The organism is Hypericibacter terrae, assembly GCF_008728855.1.
Taxonomy (GTDB): Bacteria; Pseudomonadota; Alphaproteobacteria; order Dongiales; family Dongiaceae; genus Hypericibacter; species Hypericibacter terrae.
Genome location: NZ_CP042906.1, coordinates 4,662,210 through 4,681,274, shown reverse-complemented (window position 1 = coordinate 4,681,274; position 19,065 = coordinate 4,662,210). Strand labels below are relative to the sequence as shown.

Here is a 19,065-nt window from a genome sequence, read left to right as displayed (position 1 = left end):
CATCATCATCGGGGGAGGGGGCAGCCATGAGCGGACCGGACGACAGCGGAACGATACGGACCCGTGCCGGGGTCGAGATCGCCTATGAGACCCACGGGAAAGGCCCGCCGATGGTCCTCGTCGCCGGTCTCGGGGACGACCGCAGCTCCTGGGCGGCGCAGGTCGAGGAGTTCGCGCGCGATCACCGCGTGGTCCTGCTCGACAATCGCGGCATCGGCCGGAGCGCGACCCCGCCCGGCCCCTACAGCATCGAACAGATGGCCGACGACACCCATGAGCTCGCCTGCCGGCTCGAGCTCGACCCCGTCACCGCCATCGGCTCCTCGATGGGGGGTGCGATCTGCCAGCAATGGGCCCTGCGTCACCCCGACGACATCCGGCGGCTCGTGATCACCAACAGCTGGGCCGAGCGCGACGTCTTCGCCACGGCGCTGTTCGATCACTGGATCGCCATGGCGCAGCGCGGCCAGAGCCAGCATATCGTCGAGAGCCTGCTGCTGTTCTGCTTCTCGCCCGGCTATCTGACGCGCAAGTCCGAGACGGTGAAGGCCTTCCTCGAGACGCCGGCGCCGCCCCTCGAAGGCTTCGCCGCCGCGGCCGCCGCCTGCCGCGGCCACCATACGCTCGACCGCGCCCACGAGATCCGCCATCCCGCCCTCGTCGTCGCCGGCGAGTTCGACATCCTGACGCGCCCCGAGCTGTCGCGGCGCCTGGCCGAACGGATGAAGGCCGCGCGCTATGTGGAGGTCCCCACCGGCCACATGGTCTTCTGGGAAATGCCCGACGCCTTCCACCGCGCGGTGCGCGAGTTTTTGAAGGGGTGAACTCGAAATCTCCACACCCCCTCCCCCTGCGGGAGGGGGTAGGGGGAGGGGTGAGCGCGCTCCGCGCAACTATCATTCCCCTCCCCGCTCGCTGCGCTCGCCGCCCCTCCCGCAAGGGGAGGGGCCGTGGAGTCTCTCTTCCCTGTTTCCCCCTATCCCCATTGACCCTCCCCCCAAAACCGTTCATTGGGAGCCCCTCGGGGCATCACGGGTGGGCGTTGCGGTGACGGGCCGGTCGGGCGAAGGCGCGGTTCTCGCCGTTCTCGCCTTCGGAAATTTCATTGTCGGCATGGGCGCTTTCGTGCTCGTCGGGATCGTCTCGCCGATCGCGGACGGGCTGGGCGTCTCGAAGGCGGACGCCGGCATCGTGCTCACGACCTACGCGCTGGCCTATGCCGTGCTGTCGCCGATCACGGGGGCGCTCACCGGCACGTTGCCGCGGCGCGTCGTGCTCGTCACGGCGCTCTCGATCTTCGCCCTCGGCACGGTTCTGTCGGCCCTCTCCGCCAGTCTCCTGATGCTGGCGGCCTCGCGCGTGATCGTGGCGCTGGGCGGTTCCATGTACGGGCCGATCGCCGCCGGCATCGCGGTTGCCATCAGCGCGCCCGAGCGCCGCGGCAAGGCGCTGGCGACGGTGTTCATCGGCGGCACGATCGCGCAGGTGGTGGGCATGCCTTTCGGCGCCTGGGTCTCCTATCATTTCGGCTGGGCAGCGACCTTCTGGGTGATCTCGGCGCTCACGGCTCTCGGCGCCGGCGTGATGGCCCTGGCCGTGCCCCGCGATATCCGCTTCCAGGCGGCGGGCCTCGGCACCATCTTCGCTGCGCTCGCCGATCGCCGCACGATGTTCGCCACGGCCTTCACCGCCACCATGATCGCGGCGCTCTATATGGTCTTCACCTTCTTCGGGCCCCTGATCGAGGCCTCGGTCGGTCCCGACCCCGAGATCCGCACCGGCTTCCTCATGCTCAACGGCGTCGGCGCCGTGATCGGCAACCTGGTGGGCGGATTCCTCGCCGACCGCATCGGGTCGTGGCGGACGCTGATCCTCATCTGCATCGCGCAGATCGTCATCATGCCGCTCTTCTCGATCGTCCCGCTGAGCTTCCTCGAGCTGGCCATCGTCATCGCCACCTGGTCGGCCTTCAGCTTCGCCTTCATAGCGCCGCAGCAGGCGCGGGTCGCGCAATTCGCGCCCGAGGCCGTCGGCATCGTCCTCTCGATCAACGCCGCCATGATCTATATCGGCATCACGGTGGGATCGGCGGTCGGCTCGCGCATCCTCGGCTGGTACGGGCTCGAGGCGCTCGGGATCGCGGGCGGGCTCGTGGCGGTGCTGGCGCTGGCCCATCTCGTTGCGTCGGGCCGGCCGCGCCCCGCGTGACGCCGCGAATGATACGCCTTGGCGCCCGGCAGCCTTGTCCTTTCGCGCCATGCCGCACCCAGGGTCGCGAAGAAAAGGCCATCGCCATCCGCGGCGTCGCCGTCGAGATCGGACGCCCGGCCAGCGACGATTCTCCTGGTCCGGCCTCGACCGCGTCACTAACATTGCAACCGGACAACGCATCGAGGACCGGTTGGTCGAAAATGATGGTTCTCAACGGCGAACCCGAGTCTGAGGCGGCCTCTTGAAACCTCAGGTTCACGTCGTCGGCGTCGGCGGCATTGGCGCCGTCCTGGCCTGGTCGCTGGCTCGCGCCGGCTGGGACGTCACGCTGGTCGAACGGCACGCGGAGAAGCTCGCCGCCGGCCGGGCGGAGGGGCTCCTGGTGGCCGGTCAGGCGCCGGTGAAACTGCCGTTCGTCGGCTTCGCCGAGTGGCAGCCGCCGGCAGACGCCGTCATTCTGCTCTGCACCAAGACCTACGATAATCCCGCCGTTCTCGCGCGCCTCGGCACCCTGCGCCATCTGGTTCCGGTGCAGAACGGCTACGACACCGTTCTCGAGAGCCACGACTTCGCGGGCGAAGGCATCGCGTCCTTCGTCTCCGAATGCGAGCGCGGACGTCCCGTCACGCGCATTACCCGGCCCGGCAGCCTGCATATCGGCCTGCGGCGACCGGGAACCGCCGGGGAGCGGGACGAACTGCGCGGCCTGGCCGAGGCCTTGCGAGTGGGCGGCCTCTTCGAGGTCGAGCTGGTCGAGGATGTGCGGCCGTTCAAGAACACAAAACTGATGTACAACGCGGCCATCTCGCCGTTGGCCGCGGCCGCGGGCGTCGACAATGCCGAGCTTCTGACCGACGCGCTCGCCAAGCGGCTGTTCTTCGGCCTGCTTCAGGAGAACCACGCCATTCTGCGTCGCGCCGGGCTGACGCTGGCGAAAATCGGCCCGTTTCATCCGGACACGGTGTCCAGGATCCTGCGAACCCCGGTCCTGCCCGCGCTGATGGCGATGTTCTTTCGCCCGTCGCTGCGCGGCACCTATTGCTCGATGGCGCCGGATGTCGGCCATGGCGAGACGGAGATCGAGGCCTATAACGGTCACCTGCTGCGGCTCGCCGGCAACTTTCCCTGTCCGCTCAATCGCGCGGCCGTCAGAATGATCAAACGCATCACGCAGGAAGGATCGCCGCCGCGGCGCAGCCATCTGGACGAGATGGCGGCCGATCTCGCGAGCCAGGAGATTGCGGCATGAACCTGGTGACAGGCGGGGCGGGTTTCATCGGCTCCCATCTCGTCGCGGCCCTGCTCGCCGAAGGCGAAGAGGTGCGCGTGCTCGAGCGGCCGGGCGTGAACGTCGATCACCTGCCCGGGGATCGCATCGAGCTGGTGAGGGCCGATATTCGCGACCAGGCGGCGGCTGTCCAGGCGACGCGCAATTGCCGCCATGTCTATCACCTCGCGGCCGATCCGAATCTCTGGCGGCGCGACGTGCGCGAATTCGACGCCATCAACTTTCACGGCGCGATGAACATCATCCGCGCCGCGCTCGACAATGGTGCGGAGCGGGTGCTGCACACCAGCACCGAAAGCATCCTCACGCCGACCCATGGCGACCGCGGCTCGGTCGAGCAGCTGGAGCTCTATGAGAGCGACATGGTCGGGCCCTATTGCCGGAGCAAGTTCCGTGCCGACAGCGCGGTCCGGGAGCTGGCCGCGGCGGGCGCGCCGGTCGTTCTCGTCTGTCCGACGCTGCCCATCGGCCCGGGCGACCGGCTGCTGACGCCGCCGACCCGCATGGCGATCGCCTTCTGCCGCGGCGAGCTGCCGGCCTATCTGGACTGCCGGCTCAATCTCGTCGATGCCCGCGATGTCGCGACCGGCATGATCGCGGCCATGAGAAGGGGCAAGACGAAGCGGCGCTATCTGCTCGGCGGCCATAATCAGCAGCTGGCGGATTGGTTGCGCATTCTGGGTTCATTGACGGACCGGCCCTTGCCGCGATGGACCGTGCCCTATCCGCTTGCCATGACGGTCGCCTTCTTCAGCGAAGGATGGGCCACGCATGTCAGCGGCAAGATGCCCCTGGCGACCGTCACAGGGGTGCGCCTGACGCGTCGCTCCATGTTCGTCGATCCCGGACCGACCCTGGCCGAGCTGGGGCTCGTCGCCCGCCCGGTTCAGGAGTCCGCGCGCGATGCGGTCGCCTGGTATCGCTCGCTCGGCTGGCTGCAATGAAACGCCGCCCGCCATGATCCTGGTCACCGGCGCCAACGGCAACACCGGCAGCGAAGTCACGCGCCAGCTCGTCGCCGCCGGGCGGCCGGTACGGGCCCTGGTCCGGACGCGCGAGAACGGAGCGGCGCTGCCCCAGGCCGGTGTCGAGATCGCCCTCGGCGCCTTCGCCGACATCGCCTCGCTCGATGCGGCCATGAAGGGGGTGGACGCCGTCTTCCTGATTTCCTTCGAGCATCCCGAGCAGCTGGCCCTGCAGGCGAATGTCATCGAGGCCGCGCGGCGGGCCGGCGTGCGGATAGTCGCGCGGCTCTCCGCGTCCTCCGCCGACGCCCAATCGCCCGATCCCCTGATCAGCACCCATGGCAAGGGCGACCTGCAGCTCGCCCGGTCGGGGCTCGGGCATGTGCTGATCCGCCCGCAATGGTTCAACCAGAATTTTCTGAGCTACTGTCCCGGCGGCGTCCTGCGCCTGCCGGCGGGCGAGGCGCGCCTTCCCTTCGTCGACATCCGCGACATCGCGGCGGTCACCATCGAGGCGCTGACCGAACCGGAGCATGACGGCAAGGCCTATGTGCTGACGGGCCCGGAGGCGCTCAGCCATGCCGAGGTCGTCGCCATCCTGTCCGAGGCGACGGGCAGGCGGTTCGTTTATGAGAACATTCCGCCGGAGACCTACCGCGAGATGCTGATCGCGGGCGGGGCCTCGGAATTCCGGGCCGACCTGGTCGTCAATCTGTTCGACCGGATGCGCCGGCGCGGCGCGGCCCCGGTTTCCGGCGATATCGCGAGCGTGCTCGGCCGGCCGGCAATCGACTTTCGCCAATTCGCCCGCGACCATGCCGGCGAGATCGCGAAGCAGGTCAGCTAGGCAGGGCCGCCGCCGCGAACCGCACTGCAAGGGAGGCCGTCATGACGATGAACGTGGAAACCTCGACCCCGCCCGGCACGCCGACGCCGATCGGACCCTATAATCACATCGCCAAGGCCGGCCCCTTCATCACCATCGGCGGCACGGCCGGCGTCGATCCGGCGACGGGACAGCTCGCGGGTCCGGATGTCCATGCCCAGACCACGCAGATCCTCAAATCCTTCGCGGTGATGCTGGCCTCGGTCGGCTCGGACCTCGGCCATGTCCTGCACATCAACGTCTTCCTCGCGGCGATGTCGGATTTCGAGCGCATGAACGCGGCCTATATCGAGGCGATGGGCGCGCATCGCCCGGCGCGAACCGTGATCGGCGTGCGCGAGCTGCCGAGACCCGGCGTGCTGCTGACGATGAATCTCACCGCGGTGACGAGGGACTGAGCGACCTCGTCGCTGATTTCTTTCCTCTCCGCCCACGAAGTGGGGGGAGAGGGTTGCGCAGGCTTAGTGGAGGCGTAGCCGGAACTTTGCCGGAGCTGGGAGAGGTAGGCCCTTCCTGCGCACACACCCTCTCCCAGCTTCGAGTAAGTCTTCGCTACGCTCCGACTAACTCTTCACAACCCTCTCCCTCACGTTGTGAGGGCGAGGAAAGAAGAACGGCGTCTCTGGGAAGAACTGGGCGAGCCGCTCCGGCCCCGATGCGCGAATCGCCTGGACCTCACGGCTATCGGCGCCTCAGTTCAGATATTCGATCTTTCGAATATAGGACTTGGCGGTGGCATTGCCCTTGGCGTTGTCGGTGTCGATGCCGATGGCAAATCCGCTGACGGGCGGGATCTCGCCCAGCTTGAAGTAGCTCTTGACCGCATCGCCGATGTCGAACTCGGTGATGATCCTGTCCCCGGCCTTGACGACGTTGGCACAGACATAGCGCCCGCCCGCCTTGAAGTAACGCCCGGTATAGGGATGGTCGGTGCGGCCGGCTTCGCAGAGGAACAGGCCGATGAAATAGGGGCTGTCCGGCACCAGCATCGATCCGCTCGAGATCTTCTCGCTGCCGAAGAAGGTGTAGACCATGATCGGCTCGCTGCGGATCCCCTGGTCGTAGGATACCCCCTCGGGAAAGGCGCCGACCTCCCATTCGATGCGGATGCGCCGGGCGCCGGGGATGTCGGTCTCGTTGAGCAGGAGGCCGAGCGCCCGTTTCTTGGCCTCGAGCGCCAGCGCCCCGTCCTGGATGGACAGGGCGATCTTGCTCTTATTGTCGGCGTCCTGCTTGGCGACGAAATGCTGGCTGCGCAGCCAGTCGAGCACGGACCCGCCCGTATAGCCTTTGAAATCCGTCGTGTAGAGGACGGAGGCGTCCGCCGCGCCGGAAGCCTGTGCGACGGCCAGCCAGGCAACCGCCGTGATGGCGACGAGGGCAAATTTCCACATCCCGAAGCACCTCCTGAAAGTCGGCTCGACCACCATGGCCCGTCGCTCTCCATCGCCCGGCCCGACCGGGATTCTCCGCATTGTGCGATTTCTAGGTTCCCGGCCGCATGCGGTTCAGCCCGTCCACATCGCGGGCCGAGACGCAGATGCTGGCGAGCGTGCGCTCCTCCTCATAGGGCCAGGGCCGGCCGCGATGGAGCATGGCCCGCTCGTCCCAGATCAGCACGTCGCCCGGCCGCCAGGCGTGGGTGTAGACGGCGCCGGGGCGGGTCGCGAAGGCGATAAGCTCGTCGATGAGCGCCTGGCCCTCGGCCTCGGGCAGGCCCTCGACGGCGAAGGCGTGAGACGCGATGAAGAGGGCGTCCTCGCCATTGACCGGATTGTGCCAGACGGCCTTCCAGGACTGGTCGGCCCATCGCGTGTAGTGCTCCTCCTGGGCCATTTTCTGGGAGACCTTGGCGCGGGAATAAGCCAGGCGGTGATGCAGCACGGCGTGTCGCGTCCTGGCCTTCAGATCCTCCGGCAGATCCTTCCAGGCGGCGCGGGTCGAGGCGAACTCGGTCTCGCCGCCGCTGGAGCTGAGGACGCGGGCGGCCAGAATGTTGGCCAGTGCCGGGACCGGCAGGAAGGTGCTGTCGGTATGCCAGAGCTGGTTGGCGATATTGTTGAGGGTGACGCTGTCGTCCTTCGGTGCGACCCGTCCGTCCGGCAACAGATTTGTGACATTGTCCATGCGCGGCTTGTCGCCATATTTGCCCTGCGAGCGATCCTCGATCGGCCCGAACAGCGCCCCGAAAGCGAGATGGGCCTCGTCGTCGAGCTGCTGGTTGCGGAAGAGCAGAAGCGAATGGGTTTCGAAGGCGTCCCGGATGGCCGGGTAGCCCGTCTCCGCCGTTACATGGCGCAGATCGATGTCATGAATCTCGAGCCCGAAGCGGGGATGGAGGGGCGTCGCACGCATCGAGAGCGGCTCCTGTGAATGCCGGGGCCGATGAAACAACAGATTTAGGAATTGATCCAGCCGGATGCGCCCGGCCTGCCGCGATCCCTTGTTTCCGCCGCCCCGCTGTGGCTTGCTGACGGACGGCAGAACGAGGGAGAAGGTCCATGCCCGATCCGGCCCTGTGGGGATTGTTCGTCGCCGCCTCGGTGGTGCTGCTGCTGACGCCGGGCCCGGCCGTGCTCTATATCGTCGCGCGCTCGGTCGAGCAGGGGCGCAAGGCGGGATTCGTCTCGGTGCTCGGCATCCATCTCGGCACCATCGTCCATATCACCGCGGCGGCGGTCGGGCTCTCGGCCCTCCTCGTGTCGTCGGCGCTCGCCTTCGCGATCGTCAAATATCTCGGCGCCGCCTACCTCATCTGGGTCGGCATTCGCACCTTCATGGCCAAGGATCCCGATCCCGGCGCGCCCGCGATCCCGGCGGCACCGCTGCGCCGCGTCTTCCGCGACGGCTTCGTGGTCAATCTCTTCAACCCGAAGACCGCGATCTTCTTCCTCGCCTTCCTGCCGCAGTTCGTCCGGCCGGAGCGGGGCGCGCTCCATTGGCAGATCCTGATTCTGGGCCTCACTTTCATGGGCCTCGGCATCATGAGCGACGGCATGTTCGCGCTGGCGGCCGGGACCGCCGGCGACTTCCTGCGCCGCAACCGCCGCTTCCTGCGGTTCCAGCGCTGGTTCGCCGGAACCTCTTTCGTCGGCCTGGGAATCACCGCGGCGCTGGCGACGCGCAAATAGGTATGCAGACTGGAAACTGAATTCGAACCTTGGGGGATGAGAATGAAGGCCATCGTATTATCGGCCGCGCGCCTCGTGATGATCGCGGGGCTTGGCATTGCCGTCGTGTCCTGCGGGAAATCGGGCGGGGGCGTCGAGGGCAACACCTACGAAGCCAACGGCGGCACCTTTCAGATCCAGTTCAAACCCGACGGAAAGGCGACCGTCGCGCTGGGTCCGATGGCGGGCGACTGCACCTATGCTCAGAAGGACAAGACGGTCTCCGTCACCTGCGAAGGCGACAAGATCGATTTCACCGTCAATGACGACGGCTCGATCAGCGGACCGCCGGACGGAATGGTGGGGACATTGACCAAGAAGGCGAGCTAGGCGCTTCGTCGATATTTTCCTCTCCGCCCATGCAGCGGGGGAGAAGGATGCGCAGGCTTAGGTGAGACCGAAGGTCGAACCTTAGCCGAAGCTGGGAGAGGTGGGCCCATCTTGGCTGCACGCTCTCTCCCAGCTCCGAGTCTGTCTCCGCTTCGCTTCGACGAACTCTTCTTTCTTCCCCCTGACGCGTGAGGGGGAAGAAAGAAGATCGCAGTGTTCACTGATCGAACATGATCACGCTGCGGGCGACCTCGCCGCGCTTCATCTCGGCGAAGGCCTCGTTGATCTGCTCGAGGCCGATGCGGTGCGAGATCATGTCGTCGAGCTTCAGCTTGCCCGCGAGATAGAAGTCGACGAAGCGCGGCATGTCGACCCGGAAATGGTTCGACCCCATGTTCGAGCCCTGCAGCTTCTTGTCGCTGAGCAGATCGGCGCCGCTGACCTCGATCATCTGGCCTTCCGGCACCATGCCGATGATCGTGGCCGTGCCCGAGGCACGGAGCATCCGGAACGCCTGCTCCGACGTCTTCTTGAGGCCGAGCGCCTCGAAGGAATACTCGACCCCGCCGCCGGTCATGTCCCTGATCGCCTCGACCGGATCGGTGCGGCTGGCATCGACCACGTCCGTCGCGCCGAAATGCTTGGCCAAATTGAGCTTCGAGCCCTTGATGTCGACGGCGATGATGCGGCCGGCGCCGGCGATCGCGGCGCCGTTGATCGCCGACAGCCCGACGCCGCCGCAGCCGATGACCGCGACCGTGCTGCCGACCTCGATCTGCGCCGTGTTGGTGACGGCGCCGAAGCCGGTCGTGACCGCGCAGCCGATCAGCGCTGCCCGATCGAGCGGCATGTCCTTGCGGATATTCACCAGCGCATGCTCGTGGATCAGCATGGTCTCGGCGAAGGAGGAGAGGCTGTAGAACTGGTGCATCGGCCCGGTCTTCTGCGACAGCCGCGGTTCCTCTCCCTCGCTGCGCCCGGTCTCGGGATTCTGGCAGCTATAGGGCCGGCCCGTGGTGCAGTACTCGCAATGTCCGCAGAACACCGAGAGGCAGGTGATGACATGATCGCCGGGCTTCACATAGGTCACTTCGGAGCCGACCTTCTCGACGATGCCGGCCGATTCATGCCCCAGCACGGTCGGCTTGGGGCAGGCATAGAGCCCCTCGATATAATGAAGGTCGCTGTGGCAGACGCCCACGGCGGCGGTCCGGATCAGGACCTCGTGCGCCCGCGGCAGCGAGACGGAAACCTCCTCGATGGTGAGCGGCTGGCCGATCTCGCGCAGGACGGCGGCTTTCATGGGCGACTCCCTGGTTTCCGTCTTCTGGGGTGACGGCGCCCAGTCTACACGCAGAGGCCTGCCGCGCTTCAACCCGATCTCGACGGGCTGCGGCGAGAAACCTGTCGATAACCGGGTCACCACGGGATATGTAGACGGCATGACCGAGGGCGGCGATTTCGAGATCTTCCTGGTGACGGCGCCGGGCCTGGAATCCGCGCTTTGCGCGGAGGCGCAGGCCGCCGGATTCAGGGCACCGAAGGCGGTCAAGGGCGGCGTGACGGTGACCGGCGGCTGGCCCGAGGTCTGGCGCGCCAATCTCGAGCTTCGCGGCGCCAGCCACGTCTTTGCGCGCATCGCCGAGTTTCGCGCGCTCCATCTGGCCCAGCTCGACAAACGCGCGCGCAAGCTGGCCTGGGGCGAGTTCCTGCGCAAGGATGTGCCCTTCCGCGTCGAAGCCTCCTGCAAGCATTCCCGCATCTACCATCAGCGCGCCGCGGCGCAGCGGATCGAGAATGCGATCAAGGACCAGCTTGGCGCGCCGCTCTCGCCCGACGCCGAGCTCTGCATCAAGGCACGCATCGAGGACGATCTCTGCACCCTCAGCGTCGATACGTCGGGCGAATCCCTGCATAAGCGCGGCCACAAGGAAGCCGTGGCCAAGGCGCCGATGCGCGAGAACCTGGCCGCCCTCTTCCTGCGGCAATGCGGCTATGACGGCACCGAGCCCGTGGTCGATCCGATGTGCGGATCGGGCACCTTCGTGATCGAGGCGGCCGAGATCGCGGCGGGCCTCAAGCCCGGCCGGTCGCGGCATTTCGCCTTCGAGCAGCTCGCCGGCTTCGACGCGGCGGCCTGGCAGCGGCTGAAGGGGGCGGACGGTCGCAAGGGGAAGAGCAGCGGATCGGACGGCAGCGGGCCCGCCCTGCGGTTCTACGGCAGCGACCGCGACGCGGGCGCGATCCAGATGAGCCGGGCCAATGCGGAGCGTGCGGGCGTCGCGGCGTCGACCGACTTCCGGCAGCATGCGATCAGCGATCTGGTGGCACCCGAGGGGCCGCCAGGCCTCGTCATCGTCAATCCGCCTTACGGCGGCCGCGTGGGGGACAGGAAGGCCCTCTATCCGCTCTACAACGCACTCGGCCAGACGCTCCGCTCTCGTTTTGCTGGCTGGCGTGTGGGGCTGGTGACGAACGATGCCTCGCTCGCCGCGGCCACCGGCCTGCCTTTTGGGCCGCCCGCCGGCTCCGTCTCGCATGGCGGCATCAGCGTGACGCTGTTCCTGACCGGGCTGCTGGCTTAACCATCCGCCCGGACATTGCCGGCCGTCGGTCCAAAAGGGCTGCCACCAGGGAACAATCGACGAAATGCGCGCGCTTGACAGTGCCGATCCTGGGTTTACAGTCTCACTAGACCGATCGGTCTAGTTCACGAAATAGCAAAGGGGAGCCGGATGCGGATCGCTAAGGAACAAGTGGATGTCAGGATGCAGATTCCAGGCGCTGTCATCCGTCAGCACATGAACTTCGGCGACGTGAGCGGATTCGGGAGCATCAGTACCGAATACTTCACGCTGGCTGCGGGTGTGGACACCACCCCCCTCTTCCAGGGACTGGAGGGCAATCTCTGCCAATGCCCCCATTGGGGCTTCGTGCTGCGCGGCCAGCTCACCACGACCGATGCCGCCGGCAGACAGGAGACGGTCGGCGCCCACGATCTGTTCTACTGGCCGCCGGGGCATAATGTGAGGGTCGATGCGGATGCGGAAATCGTCATGTTCAGCCCCCAGCACGAGCACAGCCAAGTCATCGACCACATGATCGAGAAGACGAAGGGCTAGACTCGTTCCCCGGAGCCCGGGGAGAATATCGCTCCGGGCGCCAGGGTTTCGGAATGTCCGAGCGCCGCGGCAGGACGCCGAACATGGTTCAATGACCCATTCGACCAAGCAACGCCTGATCGATGCGGGCCTCCGCATGCTGCTGGAGCACGGCTACAACGATCTCGGCATCCAGGCGCTGCTCTCGGACACGGACACGCCCAAGGGCTCCTTCTATCATCACTTCAAGGACAAGGAGGATTTTGCGCTCCAGGTGGTCGACGCCTATATGGCGCAGGTGCATGCCGGGCTCGATGCCTGCCTGAAAGACAAGGAACGCCCGCCGCTCGCGCGGGTGCGGCGCTTCTTCGAGCTGACACAGCAGGCCTATCGGGAACAGGGCTATATGGGCTGCCTTCTGGGCGGCCTCGGGCAGGAGCTGTCGGGCGTCAGCGAAGCATTCCGGCGCAAGATCGAAGGCTGTTTCGCCGCGATCGCGAGGCGAATGGCCGTCTGCCTGGAAGAGGCCCGGCAGAAGGGCGAGATCCGAACCGACTGCGATGTGCGGCAGTTGGCGGACCTTCTTGTCGATTGCTGGGAGGGTGCCGCCCTGCGCAGCCGCCTGCGCCGGAACCCCGCCTCGCTGAACGCGATGATCGACTTCTACATCCGTAGCGTTGCCGCGGGCTGACCAAAACAGGGGAAGCCGCAAGAGAGGGCCGATATCCTGACGGTGCTCCCCCCTCGATCGATTGATCGAGCGGCCGGACCTGGCCGGAACCAAGATCCCTGTTACCGAAGGACGGCGGTCTGCGTAGCATCAGCCGGAGAAGTTCGCGAACGGACCCTTGGCCGCCGCCTGGCCTTCGTCTTGGGCCGTACCCTCCACAATGCCGGCGCCTGGGCCAATGCGTCCTGCAGCGCGGGCGCCTTGCCGAGTATGACCCAAAGGAGACCCGCATGAGCGACCTGCTACTCTGGCGTCTTTCCGCTTCCGATCTTGCCCGCATGACCCGTGCCGGCGAGGTGAGCGCCGAAGCCGTCGTTGCCGCCGCCGTCGGCAGGATGCGCGCCGTCAATCCGCGCCTGAACGCGGTCGTGAAGGATCTGGGCGACAGCGCGATGGAGCGCGCCCGCGGTCTGGACGCCGCCCGCGCAAGGGGCGTGGCGACCGGGCCGCTGCACGGCGTTCCGGTGACCATCAAGGTCAATGTCGATCAGGCGGGTCATGCCACCACGAACGGTCTGCCCGCGTTGAAGGACGCGATCGCGTCCGCTGACGCGCCGATCGTGGACAATCTCCAACGGGCCGGTGCGGTCGTGATCGGCCGCACCAACACGCCGGAGTTTTCGTTCCGCGCGGAAACCGACAACCCGCTGCATGGCCGCACGAGTAACCCCTGGGGCGACCATGTTTCGCCGGGCGGATCCTCGGGCGGAGCGGGCGCTGCCGTCATGGCGGGCATCGGGGCCTTGGCCCATGGAAACGACATCGGCGGCAGCCTGCGGTTTCCGGCCGCCGCCAATGGCGCGGTCACGGTCAAGCCGGGGCTGGGCCGGGTGCCGGCCTGGAATCCCTCGCAAAAGGCCGAGCGCGGGATGCTGGCGCAGGCGATGTCGGTCCAGGGCGTGATCGCGCGCACGGTTCGCGATCTGCGCCTGTCGATGCCGGCCGTGATCTCACCCGACCCGCGCGACCCGTTCCATGTCCCGCTGCCCTATGAGGGCCCCTCGATCGACGGTCCGATCCGCGTGGCCTTCACCAAGGAAACTTATGAATTCGACCTGCATCCCGAGGTCTCGGCGGCACTCGATACCGCACGGCAGGCGCTGACCGATGCGGGTTATGTGGTGGAGGAAAGCGAACCTCCGTTGCTGCGCGAGGCGGCCTCGACCGGCTTTCGGGCGCTCATGGGCGAAGTGCGGCTGCTGATGGGTCCGGACGTTCGCGCCCATGGGTCGGAGTTGCTGAACGCCATTTTCGACGAATATTACCGGCAGTTCCCGCCATTCGAAGGGGCCGAGCAGCTGCAGATGATGGCGAAGCGCAGCCATTACGCACGCCAATGGTCGCTGTTTCTGGACAAGTACCCCCTGGTTCTGACCCCGTTCATGCTGCAGCCGACTTATCGCCCCTTGCGGGATACCGAGGGCGCCGAGGGTGTGCGCGAGGTGCTGGGCTCCGCGATCTATTCCTATTCGATGAATTTCATGGGACTGCCCGCGGGCTGCGTGCCGGCGCGACTGGCCCGTCTGCCCCAGGGAGAGTTGCCGCTCTCGGTGCAGATCGTGGGACGGCGTTGGCGGGAAGATTTGATCGTGAACGCCTGCGAAGCGATCGAAGCCCGTGTCGGGGTGATGGCGGACCATCTTCTGCGTCGTGGCCTATGACGCAGAAGTCCCAAGCCATTGAGAAATGATCGGCGAGGGTGATGAGGTGGCGTCGCGGCGGCCCCAAGGCCGCCGCGACGATATTCCCGAGGCGAGGAAGCGTGTTTGGGTTGAAGGCGGCAGCTATTCTGCGCTTTGGGGAACGGTCAGCTGATGCCGGAGGCCGACTTCGACGAGCTTCCCGAAGTCGGGGTTTGTCGGCGAGACCTCCCGGTCCAGATCGGCGAACAGTGTCGAGGCGCCGAGCCGCGAGGTCATGGAGATCATCTCGCCGCCGCCCTTGCCGAAGCGGAACCAGTGTAGGATGCCGGCTGGCAGATGGACGAGTGTGCCCGGCTTTGCGACCCGCGTCTCGGTACCGATGCCGAACGCGATTTCGCCTCGGGTGACGAAGAAGGACTCGTCCCAGGGATGGCCGTGCGGCGGTGGGCCGCTCGTCTCCGGCCCCCGCTGCAGGAAGATCTCATAGCCGCCCGTTCTCTCGCCCGAGGCGAGCACGACGATCGTTTCGCCGACGACGTTCAGAGGGCGCCCATAGTCTTTCGCATCGACGACGAAGGGTTGTGCCGTCATCTGGACCTCCTGGGGCCCGAGCCGGGCCGCGGCTCAGGCGGCGCCGGCCGCGGATCGGCGCTCGGGTTTCGATCTGTCTCGCTTCCGTCTGCTGCGTTCCCGCATGGCCGCTTCGGCTTCCGGGCCGCCGTCGTGCCAGCTGCCGAACCACTTGTCGAGCGGGATCAGCCCGTCGCCGCCGTAATTCACGGTGAAGTATTTGTGGTGCAGGTAGTGGGAGAAGGCCTCGCCATCCAGCGCCCGGCCCTCGGTGATCTCGAGCTTGTCGAAGCCGAAATGGCCGTTGAGCGCCCCGAACCCGGCGATATGCAGCTGGAACAGCGCAATCAGCGGATTCGAGGGGATGACGAGATGCCAAAGGGCGACGGCATGATAGAGGAACGCCTCGACGGGGTGCATCGAGAGCGACGACCAGGGCGACGGATTGACCGAATGATGATGGACCTGATGCACCCATTTGTAGAGGAACGGTGTGTGGATCAGGCGATGGATGAGGAAGAAATGCACCTCATGGATCGCCGGCGCGACGAACACCAGGACCGCGAGATAGAGCGGGTGATCGGCCCAGCCGAGCCACGGCGCGTAACCATTGGCGAAGGCATAGAGCATGAGCACTTCGACCGCCGTCCACATCGAGATGCCGCTGAGGAAGGTGCGAAGGAAATTGTCGATGTTCTGGCTCTTGAACCAGAAGACGGATGAGGGGTGGTCGGAGGGGAACCTGGCGTTGTATTTGAACCGCGTGCCCTGCTTGCGCCTCGCATAGTAGACCAGCTCGACCGCGCCGTAGGTGACGAAGACTGCCGCCGCGTTCACCGCGTAGAGCCGGAGCGCCCAACCCCAGCTCAGCGTCTTCATGACCTCGAAATCGGGGATGACGAAATACCAATAGGCCAGCGCAGTGGCCATGAAGTAGGCGTTCCACGGAAACAGATATTTCGGAAGCCACTTCAGGGCATCGATGAACCGGGGCGGCCAGGCCCAATAGGGTGGGATTGCGAGCCTAGCTCGCGGCGACCAGTAGCCCCGCTCGTCGCGGGTTCCGAACCGCAGATCGTCCATTCGCTCCCCCGGTGGCAGCGCGGCTTCCCCCCGTGTCCCGCAGAGGTTTTGGCGCTCCTGGCTCCGCGCCAGCCTGTGCCATGATCGATATCGATTGCAACCGTCAATATGGCACCTGTGGGTCCGGGGCGGACATCCCGGCGGCAGCTTCACGGTGCCCTTCTTGTGATTTGGACGAATAGAGAACGCGATCTAACATCATTCGAGAACAGGGCCACCGCCGGGCGGCCGATGAAGATGGAACGACCCGGGTCCTCGGACCGTGAAGCGGTCAACCGGAGCTGATCAGCGAGCAGGCCGATGAAAGAAGGAAAACGAGAACTCCGGCTGGAAGGGATCCAGAGTGAGACGGTCATGGACGGCGCGGATATGCGGGCGCGGGTTTATACCCTGGCGGCCGGGCAGCGTATTCCCTGGCACTACCACTCGAAGATTGCCGATGCGTTCTTCTGCCTGGACGGGCCGATGGTGGTCGAGACCCGCGCGCCTGGTGCGAAGCACCTGCTTCATGCGGGCGACCGCTGCACGGTTCCGCCCATGACGGCACATTGCGTTTATGGGGCGAATGACGGCAGCTGCAAATATCTGATTCTCCAGGGCGTCGGAGAATACGACAACCACGCCGTCGGCGGCTGACCCGAACGTCGCGGACGCGACCGACGCCGCCTTTCGCCACGAGACATCAACGTCCGTATTTCCCCTTCGCCCGCCCCTTCCACATCGCCCGCGCCTGATCCAGCGCCGCTTCCTGCGTCGGCGCGCGCCCCGTCAGCTTGAGCGCGATCGCGACCGTTCCGATCACGGCGGCCGTCGGTCCCGCGGGCGCCGCCTCGCCGCGCCACAGCGCCAGCGCCGCTCTCGGATTCATCGGCTCGTCGCGCCAACCATGGCGCTCGCCCGCGAGCAAGGGCGGCCAGGTCTCCTCGGTCAGGGTCTCGCCTTCCACCAGCCCGACGCGGCAGGGCTTCTCCGGATTGATCTGCGCCTCGCCGCCGCCGCCCTTGAAGATCGCGGCCTTCGGCTGTTTCAGGAAGCGCGCCGCTTCCTGGTGGGTGACGATATAGGTCGGATGGAACACGCCCTGGAGCTGGGCCGGTGCGGCCAGCGGATTGAGCTCGCGGCAGAAACTGTTGGCGGGCGTGCGCAGGCCCAGCACGAGCCGCATGGCGAAGAGGCGCAGCAGCGGCGGGCAGAAGCGCTCGACCGGCAGATAGGCGAAACGCTCGCGCTGGATGCGCCGGGTCGCGTCCTCGACCGAGCTCGAGGCTTCGACGCCCAGCGCCTGCAGCACGCGCGGCGTGGTCGCGTCGCCGACGCCGGCGAGGCCATGCATCGCGATCCTGACTCCCTCTTCGGCCAGCAGCAGCGCGCTCAGGATGAAGTAGGGGAGCTGCTTGTGCCGGTCGGCATAGGACGGCCAGTCGATCTCGGCCGCGGGCTCGTCCGGCAGTTTCCACCAGCGTTGCGCCGCGCGCACGAACCCGGCCAGCTCCTCGGGTGTCTCCTTGCGATAGCGCAGCAGAAGGAAAAGGGCGCCGATCTGCATCGGTTCGGCGCTGCCGGCGAGGATCGCCGTCATTGCCTCCTCGGCTTCCTCGAGGATGAGCGAGCGCGACAGGGTCGGCCCGCGGCCGACCAGCCGCAGGAACTTGGCGAAGGGATGCAGGCTGTCGGCCGCGAGGCTCTCGTCGCCGGAATCGCCGTCGCCGCGTTTGTTGTCGCCATGCCTGTCGTCGTCGACCATCGGTCTCCTGTTCGGCTTGATCGGGCCACAAGGCCCACGGTTTCCCGGCCGGCTTGCCCGCCTCGACCGCCTCGCCTAGGCTCGGGCGCGACCGACGTCGAGGGGAAGGGTTACCGGGTATGCAGCCGAGGCACGCGAAGCGTATCACGCCACTCAATTGGGATCAGCCGGGCAACGCCGCCTGGTCATTCAGCCATATGCGCCGCCTGTTCCCGACCGCAGCCGTGGCGCGCGGGACCGGCCCGGTCGCGGTCCTGCCGCAGGCCTCCCAGGATCTCGACCGCCTGCCGCTGGGACGCGACGACGGGTCGAACATCACGCTGCTCGACTTCCTGCGCGCCAGCGACACCAACGGCTTCATCGTCCTCCACCGCGGCCGCGTGGTCTATGAGCGTTATTTCAACGGGCTCGAGCCCGAGGACGCGCATCTGGCGATGTCGGTCTCCAAGTCGGTGGCGGGCGATCTCATGGGCATCCTGGTGGCCGAGGAGCGGATCGACCCGGCGGCACCCATCGCGCGTTACATCCCGGACCTGAAATCGACCGGCTATGCCGACGCCACGGTCCAGCATGTGCTCGACATGCAGACCGGCGTGCGCTTCGTCGAGGACTATTACGATCTGAATTCCGACGCCTTCACGATCGACATCGCCTGCGGCTGGAAGCCGCCGCGCAAGGCCGACGATCCGATCTCGCTCTACGACATGATCCGCGCGATCAAGCCGGAACGCGCCCATGGCGAATACTTCACCTACCGCTCGGCCGACACCGATCTCCTCGGCTGGCTGATGGAGACGGTGACGGGAACGGATCTGGCCGATCTGCTCTCCGACCGGCTCTGGTCGAAGCTCGGCACCGAGCATGACGCCTGTTACGCGCTCGACAAGGTCGGCACGGCGCTGGCCGACGGCGGCTTCTGCGCTTCCTTGCGCGATTTCGCGCGCTTCGGGCAGATGCATCTGGATCAGGGCCTCTTCAACGGCCGCCAGATCGTGCCGGCCGACTGGGTGCGCCGCACCCGGCGCGGCGATCCGGGCAAGTTCCGCGGCGAGCCCTACAAGACCCAGATGCCCAAGGGCGCCTATTCGCATCAATGGTGGGTCCGCGACAGCCATACCGGCGTCCAGCTGGCGCGCGGCATCTTCGGCCAGATGATCTATGTCGACCCGCCCAACGAGATGGTGGCGGTCAAGCTCTCGACCTGGCCCAAGCCGACCATGCCCGAGATGATCGTCGAGACCCTCCGCGCCCTCGACACCATCGCCGCCTGGGTCACCCAGGACGGGTGAGGCATCCATCTTTTCTTTCCTCTCCCCCGCTTCGCGGGCGGAGAGGAAAGAAGAA

General features: G+C 66.6%; 20 protein-coding genes. 14 read left to right on the top strand and 6 right to left on the bottom strand.

All coding sequences use genetic code 11. The features are described 5' to 3' along the window. Positions 1-26 precede the first annotated feature (26 nt). The 6 genes from FRZ44_RS21485 (at position 27) to FRZ44_RS21460 (ending at position 5,748) form a co-directional block, all read left to right on the top strand. On the top strand, positions 27-824 hold the full coding sequence (locus FRZ44_RS21485; protein WP_191908231.1) for an alpha/beta fold hydrolase: 798 nt from the start codon (positions 27-29) through the stop codon (positions 822-824). Positions 825-1,047: 223 nt separating this feature from the next. Continuing rightward, the gene (locus tag FRZ44_RS21480) at positions 1,048-2,208 is read left to right on the top strand and encodes an MFS transporter (RefSeq protein ID WP_151179103.1); all 1,161 of its coding nucleotides are present in this window, start codon (positions 1,048-1,050) and stop codon (positions 2,206-2,208) included. A gap of 244 nt (positions 2,209-2,452) precedes the next feature. Next, the gene (locus FRZ44_RS21475) at positions 2,453-3,460 is read left to right on the top strand and encodes a ketopantoate reductase family protein (RefSeq protein WP_151179102.1); all 1,008 of its coding nucleotides are present in this window, start codon (positions 2,453-2,455) and stop codon (positions 3,458-3,460) included. Next, on the top strand, positions 3,457-4,443 hold the full coding sequence (locus tag FRZ44_RS21470; RefSeq protein ID WP_151179101.1) for an NAD-dependent epimerase/dehydratase family protein: 987 nt from the start codon (positions 3,457-3,459) through the stop codon (positions 4,441-4,443). The genes FRZ44_RS21475 and FRZ44_RS21470 overlap by 4 nt, the downstream gene beginning before the upstream one ends. A 13-nt stretch (positions 4,444-4,456) precedes the next feature. Beyond that, on the top strand, positions 4,457-5,311 hold the full coding sequence (locus tag FRZ44_RS21465) for an SDR family oxidoreductase (protein WP_191908230.1): 855 nt from the start codon (positions 4,457-4,459) through the stop codon (positions 5,309-5,311). Between the two features lie 41 nt (positions 5,312-5,352). Beyond that, positions 5,353-5,748, top strand: a complete 396-nt coding sequence (locus tag FRZ44_RS21460; protein ID WP_151179099.1) for a RidA family protein — start codon at positions 5,353-5,355, stop codon at positions 5,746-5,748. 294 nt (positions 5,749-6,042) lie between these two features. Here the strand turns inward: FRZ44_RS21460 and FRZ44_RS21455 are convergent, their stop codons facing one another. Then, complete coding sequence (locus tag FRZ44_RS21455; protein ID WP_151179098.1) at positions 6,043-6,744, bottom strand: hypothetical protein; 702 nt, start codon at positions 6,742-6,744, stop codon at positions 6,043-6,045. 91 nt (positions 6,745-6,835) lie between these two features. Next, entirely contained in the window at positions 6,836-7,705 is an 870-nt protein-coding gene (locus FRZ44_RS21450; protein WP_151179097.1) for a TauD/TfdA dioxygenase family protein, read from the bottom strand. A 146-nt stretch (positions 7,706-7,851) separates the two neighbouring features. Here FRZ44_RS21450 and FRZ44_RS21445 point away from each other — a divergent pair, with 146 nt between their 5' ends. Together FRZ44_RS21445 and FRZ44_RS21440 are read left to right on the top strand one after the other, a co-directional pair. Beyond that, complete coding sequence (locus FRZ44_RS21445) at positions 7,852-8,481, top strand: LysE family translocator (protein WP_151179096.1); 630 nt, start codon at positions 7,852-7,854, stop codon at positions 8,479-8,481. Positions 8,482-8,523: 42 nt separating this feature from the next. Further along, a complete protein-coding gene (locus FRZ44_RS21440; protein WP_151179095.1) occupies positions 8,524-8,850 on the top strand; it encodes a hypothetical protein in 327 nt (108 codons plus the stop codon). Between the two features lie 217 nt (positions 8,851-9,067). On the opposite strand, the gene FRZ44_RS21435 is transcribed toward FRZ44_RS21440, so the two are convergent. Beyond that, positions 9,068-10,153 carry a Zn-dependent alcohol dehydrogenase gene (locus FRZ44_RS21435; RefSeq protein ID WP_151179094.1) on the bottom strand — a complete coding sequence of 362 codons (1,086 nt, stop codon included), beginning with the start codon at positions 10,151-10,153 and terminating at the stop codon, positions 9,068-9,070. Between FRZ44_RS21435 and FRZ44_RS21430 the strand changes: the two genes are divergently transcribed. The 4 genes from FRZ44_RS21430 (at position 10,152) to FRZ44_RS21415 (ending at position 14,342) form a co-directional block, all read left to right on the top strand. Continuing rightward, positions 10,152-11,435 (top strand): THUMP domain-containing class I SAM-dependent RNA methyltransferase, encoded by a 1,284-nt coding sequence (locus FRZ44_RS21430; protein ID WP_456077617.1) that lies wholly within the window; start codon positions 10,152-10,154, stop codon positions 11,433-11,435. The genes FRZ44_RS21435 and FRZ44_RS21430 overlap by 2 nt on opposite strands. 150 nt (positions 11,436-11,585) lie before the next feature. Beyond that, complete coding sequence (locus FRZ44_RS21425; protein WP_151179093.1) at positions 11,586-11,972, top strand: cupin domain-containing protein; 387 nt, start codon at positions 11,586-11,588, stop codon at positions 11,970-11,972. 91 nt (positions 11,973-12,063) lie between these two features. Beyond that, positions 12,064-12,642 carry a TetR/AcrR family transcriptional regulator gene (locus FRZ44_RS21420; protein ID WP_151179092.1) on the top strand — a complete coding sequence of 193 codons (579 nt, stop codon included), beginning with the start codon at positions 12,064-12,066 and terminating at the stop codon, positions 12,640-12,642. Between the two features lie 269 nt (positions 12,643-12,911). Continuing rightward, on the top strand, positions 12,912-14,342 hold the full coding sequence (locus FRZ44_RS21415; protein WP_151179091.1) for an amidase family protein: 1,431 nt from the start codon (positions 12,912-12,914) through the stop codon (positions 14,340-14,342). Between the two features lie 123 nt (positions 14,343-14,465). On the opposite strand, the gene FRZ44_RS21410 is transcribed toward FRZ44_RS21415, so the two are convergent. Both FRZ44_RS21410 and FRZ44_RS21405 read right to left on the bottom strand, forming a co-directional pair. Next, a complete protein-coding gene (locus FRZ44_RS21410; protein ID WP_151179090.1) occupies positions 14,466-14,915 on the bottom strand; it encodes a cupin domain-containing protein in 450 nt (149 codons plus the stop codon). A 33-nt stretch (positions 14,916-14,948) separates the two neighbouring features. Next, positions 14,949-15,977 (bottom strand): sterol desaturase family protein, encoded by a 1,029-nt coding sequence (locus FRZ44_RS21405; protein WP_151179089.1) that lies wholly within the window; start codon positions 15,975-15,977, stop codon positions 14,949-14,951. A gap of 300 nt (positions 15,978-16,277) precedes the next feature. Between FRZ44_RS21405 and FRZ44_RS21400 the strand changes: the two genes are divergently transcribed. After that, positions 16,278-16,613, top strand: a complete 336-nt coding sequence (locus FRZ44_RS21400) for a cupin domain-containing protein (RefSeq protein WP_151179088.1) — start codon at positions 16,278-16,280, stop codon at positions 16,611-16,613. A 46-nt stretch (positions 16,614-16,659) separates the two neighbouring features. On the opposite strand, the gene FRZ44_RS21395 is transcribed toward FRZ44_RS21400, so the two are convergent. Then, entirely contained in the window at positions 16,660-17,721 is a 1,062-nt protein-coding gene (locus tag FRZ44_RS21395) for a glycosyl transferase family protein (protein ID WP_151179087.1), read from the bottom strand. A gap of 119 nt (positions 17,722-17,840) precedes the next feature. Between FRZ44_RS21395 and FRZ44_RS21390 the strand changes: the two genes are divergently transcribed. Beyond that, positions 17,841-19,010: a serine hydrolase domain-containing protein gene (locus FRZ44_RS21390; protein WP_151179086.1), complete on the top strand. Its 1,170-nt coding sequence runs from the start codon at positions 17,841-17,843 to the stop codon at positions 19,008-19,010. Positions 19,011-19,065: the final 55 nt, after the last annotated feature.